The sequence below is a fragment of the Prosthecobacter sp. genome (genome assembly GCF_044373815.1).
GTDB lineage: Bacteria > Verrucomicrobiota > Verrucomicrobiia > Verrucomicrobiales > Verrucomicrobiaceae > Prosthecobacter.
Genome location: NZ_JBIPNG010000519.1, coordinates 1 through 4,412, shown reverse-complemented (window position 1 = coordinate 4,412; position 4,412 = coordinate 1). Strand labels below are relative to the sequence as shown.

Here is a 4,412-nt window from a genome sequence, read left to right as displayed (position 1 = left end):
CTGAAAACAAGCCGAGGTGTTATGGAATATGATGGAAATAAATGATCTATCCCATTCTACATACAGACACGCCAACACGACAGGAAATGCCTCAGGTCTGGAAATTGGCACAACTTCCCACCGCAGACATGCACGGAAGCAAGATCAAAACCTTCCCCTCCGCACATGGGTTGCTGATATGACTGAGCCAGTTGTCTTGCATCTCGTTAACAAAATGAGGCAACCCATGACAAAGCTTTCTTTAACCGCGGTATCTGCAAAAAATAAGACCATTATCAAACCACATTCACAATTTAGAAAAAATGAAGAAGACCGTGCTGATTATTGCTGAACACATGATGGTGGGAGAGTTTCTGACCACTTTCCTGCAGGAGCAATTTCAAGGTTTCACCATCTTCCGATCCATATCAATGAATGAAGCGCGCGAGCTGCTCCACAGCGTCTCGTTCGATCTTGTTTTGGCCGATGTAGTCGAGTTTGACATTTCTGTTCTTTCGATCATCAAAGAGATATCGCTCAAATCCCCAAAGACGCGATGCCTCGTGCTGGGCGCCGAAGCCAACCCATCATGGATAGATCGCGCGATGCGTGCGGGTGCACATGGCTTCCTCACCAAGACATGTGCCCGCGATGAGATCCTGAAAGCCGTGCAAGCCTTAATTCAAGGACGCAGCCACCTGTCACCCGATGTAATTCAAAGCCTGTCCGATCACATAGCGAACGGAAGAAAAGGTTTCCCGCACAGCGTCCTGAGTCCGCGCGAGCTTGAAATTTTTGTGCAAATCGGCCAGGGAAACTCTCTCAAAAAGATCTCAACGGAGCTCAAATTATCTCCCAGTACCGTTGGGGTGCACAAGCACAACATCAATAAAAAGACCGGAATCAAGTCCACGGCAAAGATTGCCCACTACTGCATTAAGCACGGCCTCCTGAGCAGCGCCGCCTGACTTAGTTTATATCCAACAGTCAAAAGCTGGCGGCGGTCAAACAAACCGCCACCAGCCCAACAACCTCAGCATAAGCGCCTGCCCATGTGGAGCTCCTCAGCTTTGGTGTTGAATACTCCAAGTGGCAAACATTGGCTTGGGGTAACACATTGTGGAATTCAAGGGTTAACCCAATCGAGCAATCGCCTCAGTAAGCGGTCTTGGTTAGGGTGGAACTATGATGTCCCTTTCCGCCTTAGCAACCCTCCTGAGTCCGTGCCAGTTGGATGCCATTCATACAAGCACCTCGGACACCGGAGTTCCTTTGGAAATTCCTGGTTTGGAAGAAGCCTGCGGATTGCTGGGAGGCACCCATGCCTGGGTAACGCGCCATAGGGGCAACAGCTGTCAACTCGTCAATCTTTTAGGTTCCGCCATTGAGATCGATTCCACCTTGAATGCGCTTCTTGTACATTCAGCACAAAATTCCCTCGAAAGACCGGTACTGCTGTTGCGTTGGAAAGATAAAACCCACATGTGCGCCAGACTTTCAACGCAGCAAGAGGCGGATGGCTGCACCTACATGCTCAGCATGCTTTTTGACGGTCAGTTTGAACTGACTTCACGTCTGGCTGGCTTCGTGGACGGCCTGCGGTGCAGCATGCAGGCATTGATCAGCTGGCAGCTTTCAAAGCAAAGTGTGGAATTGGCTCAAGCATCGGGGAGGCAAACCATTTCCTGCACCTGCTGCCACCGCTATCATTCCTTTGAACATGGCTGGATGCACTGGGATCACCAAAGTAATCTGAGGGATGTGCAGGGTACTTTCCGCACGGTTTGCGAGAAGTGTGCGCTGGCGCTTTACAGCGTTGTGCTCCAAGATCAGGCCTGAAAGTTCCTCCATGCCATCCACTGTGCCTCACTCATCACGGAAATCTCCCCAGCGAACCGCCTTGGTCGAGGACGATCCCGTTTATCGCGCTTATCTCTCCGGCCTGCTTAAGAACACACCTGAAGTCGAACTGGTGCATGCATGGGAAAGTGCCGAGGCCATGCTGGCGGACACTCGTTTTCTGCTTGTGGAGCTGCTCTTCATCGACTTGGAACTTCCCGGCATCAGTGGGCTGGAATTGCTTTCTCGTCTGAGCAAGCTGCAGAATCCTCCACGCTGTGTGGTGCTCACCTCCTCGCTTGAGCCTGAGCATGTTTTTTCCGCCATAAGAGGGGGGGCGTCCGGCTACGTCGTCAAAACTTTGGACACTCAGGCTTTTTTAGAAAATCTGAGGCAGGTGATCCAAGACGGCGTCAGCCTGAGCCCGTTCATCGCGCGCATGCTTATTGATGAGTTCCGTCATGCACCACCCCAGCCTGGAGGCAGGCATCTGGCCCTGAAAACTCTCACCGCCCGTGAACGCCAGGTGCTGGACAGCATGGCCAGACATGGCAGCGCGAAGGGCATGGGCGAGGCACTCGGCCTCAGCCACGAGACCGTGCGCGTTCACATGAAAAAGATCTATCAGAAGCTGCATGTGAAGTCGAAGTCCGAAGCGCTCGCGGTGCTGGCGCAGGAGACCCAGAGCTGATTCACCCTGCTGTCATGCTCCGCTCAAGCAATGCCACGGATTGTTGAAAATGTTCACTCAATTCTTCGAGCAGACCTGCTGCGACACGATTGTCACTACGAATCGCCACCTCCACAGAGGTGCAGGCATCCATGAGTGAGCGCATGCCAAAAATGGAACTCGCTCCACGCAGCGCATGAGCTTCCTTGCGCGCGGCTTCCGGCTGGCGGCGCTTCAATGCCGTAATGAGTCGCTGATGCCGGCCCGGGGCTTCCTCCAGCCAGATGTCCGCCAGCTTGCGGGCTTCCACCGCTCCAATCTGTTCCGTCAGTGGTGCTAGCGGATCAGCCACGGCAGCAGCCACCTTATTCCCGGCAGCACCTTCCACCGCACCAGGCTGCCGCGAAATATCGACGAGCAATCGCTCCAGCGATTCGGCACTGAAGGGCTTGGACAGATACTCGTCCATGCCTGAGGCAAAGCAACGCGCCCGCTCTTCAGGCAGCGCGCTCGCCGTCATGGCAATGATTTTGCAGCGCCCCAGTCTTTGCTGTTTCCCACTCCGGCTTTCCCACTGGCGGATTTTTTGCGCGGTCGCATGACCGTCCATGATAGGCATCTGGCAATCCATGAGCACGACGTCAAAAGGCTCTTTCTGAAATGCTGCCACAGCTTCCTTGCCATTAACGGCCACCACCGAAGTACACCCGAGATTATCCAGCAGAAGGCAGGCAAGACGTGCATTGATGCGGTTGTCTTCCGCAACCAATACGTTGAGCCCCAGTGCCAGCCGATGCGTCGAGGATGTTTTGCCTTCCGCAGCAGGCGCAGCCACGGGCCAGACAGCCCGCTGCAAGGACCGGCGGTGCAAAGGCAGCGTGACCGCTTGCACCTCCGCGGGTGCTTCGCCGGCTGCATAGATCCCCGAACCAATAAGCACCACCTGCCACCGATTCAAGCCAGCCCCTTTTGGCTGCGCAGCTGGCTTCTTTACCACCGTCGCTGGCATCCAGGCGGCATCCATCACCAGCACCTCACCTGCTGCACGCCCCTTGGCCAGATGCCTGCGGACTTGCACTCGTTTTAATTCATGGAAATCCACGCCCGGCGCAGCCAGCGCGGCGCGGATGCTCTCCCTTACACGCGGTGATTCATGGGCAATCCATACATGCCGCAGATGGGACTGCGGTGCGACACGCCGCGCAGGTTCTTCAGGCCCGGCATGCAGCGGCACTCGGAACCAGAACTGCGAGCCATGCCCAGTCTCGCTCTCCACACCGATGCCACCGCTCATCGCATCCACCAGCTTCTTGCAAATGGCCAGCCCGAGGCCCGTGCCGCCAAAGCGGCGTGACAGAGAGCTGTCCACCTGGCTGAAAGGCTTGAACAGGCGCTCATGCGCTGCGTCTGGCAGGCCGATGCCTGAGTCCTCGACCCGAAACTCGATCTGATCATCCACGCCTGACACACGAATGGTCACATGTCCCTTGTCCGTAAACTTGACCGCATTGCCTGCGAGATTGAGCAGCACCTGGCGCAGGCGTCCTGCGTCTCCTCGAATCACTTCCGGCAATTCGGGGGCAAGGATGGTGGTCAGTTCCAGCCCCTTCGAGGAGGCCTCATGGAAGAGCAGATCCGCCACCCCTTCGACCAGTTCGTCCAGCACCACCGGCTGCTCGACCAGTTCGATCTGGCCGGCCTCGATCTTCGCGAAGTTAAGAATGTCATCAATGATGTTCATCAGCGCGCCGCCGCTGTGGTGAACAGCTTCCACCATCTCCGATTGTTTGGCATCCAGCTGGCTCATTTTCAGCAGTCCGGCCATGCCAATGACACCGTTCATGGGCGTACGGATTTCATGGCTCATCATCGCCAGGAACTCACTCTTCGCACGGCTGGCCGCCTCCGCCTTGTCACGCGCTGC

Annotated in this window: 4 protein-coding genes; 3 read left to right on the top strand and 1 reads right to left on the bottom strand. The window is 55.7% G+C overall.

Annotated features, from left to right (window positions below):
• The first annotated feature begins 302 nt into the window (after positions 1–302).
• From ACIREA_RS27355 to ACIREA_RS27345, 3 genes are all read left to right on the top strand, one after another.
• The gene (locus ACIREA_RS27355) at positions 303–947 is read left to right on the top strand and encodes a LuxR C-terminal-related transcriptional regulator (RefSeq protein ID WP_397385494.1); all 645 of its coding nucleotides are present in this window, start codon (positions 303–305) and stop codon (positions 945–947) included.
• Between the two features lie 220 nt (positions 948–1,167).
• Entirely contained in the window at positions 1,168–1,818 is a 651-nt protein-coding gene (locus tag ACIREA_RS27350) for a hypothetical protein (RefSeq protein ID WP_397385493.1), read from the top strand.
• A 10-nt stretch (positions 1,819–1,828) separates the two neighbouring features.
• Positions 1,829–2,509 carry a response regulator gene (locus tag ACIREA_RS27345; RefSeq protein WP_397385492.1) on the top strand — a complete coding sequence of 227 codons (681 nt, stop codon included), beginning with the start codon at positions 1,829–1,831 and terminating at the stop codon, positions 2,507–2,509.
• 1 nt (position 2,510) lies between these two features.
• Here the strand turns inward: ACIREA_RS27345 and ACIREA_RS27340 are convergent.
• Positions 2,511–4,412, bottom strand: a 1,902-nt coding sequence (locus tag ACIREA_RS27340; protein WP_397385491.1) for an ATP-binding protein, incomplete at its 5' end; no start/stop codon positions are given.

What these genes read in the sequence shown, in the direction of transcription:
- ACIREA_RS27355 (WP_397385494.1), top strand. Translation starts at nt 303, where the DNA reads ATGAAGAAGACCGTGCTGATTATTGCTGAACACATGATGGTGGGAGAG.
- ACIREA_RS27350 (WP_397385493.1), top strand. Translation starts at nt 1,168, where the DNA reads ATGTCCCTTTCCGCCTTAGCAACCCTCCTGAGTCCGTGCCAGTTGGAT.
- ACIREA_RS27345 (WP_397385492.1), top strand. Translation starts at nt 1,829, where the DNA reads ATGCCATCCACTGTGCCTCACTCATCACGGAAATCTCCCCAGCGAACC.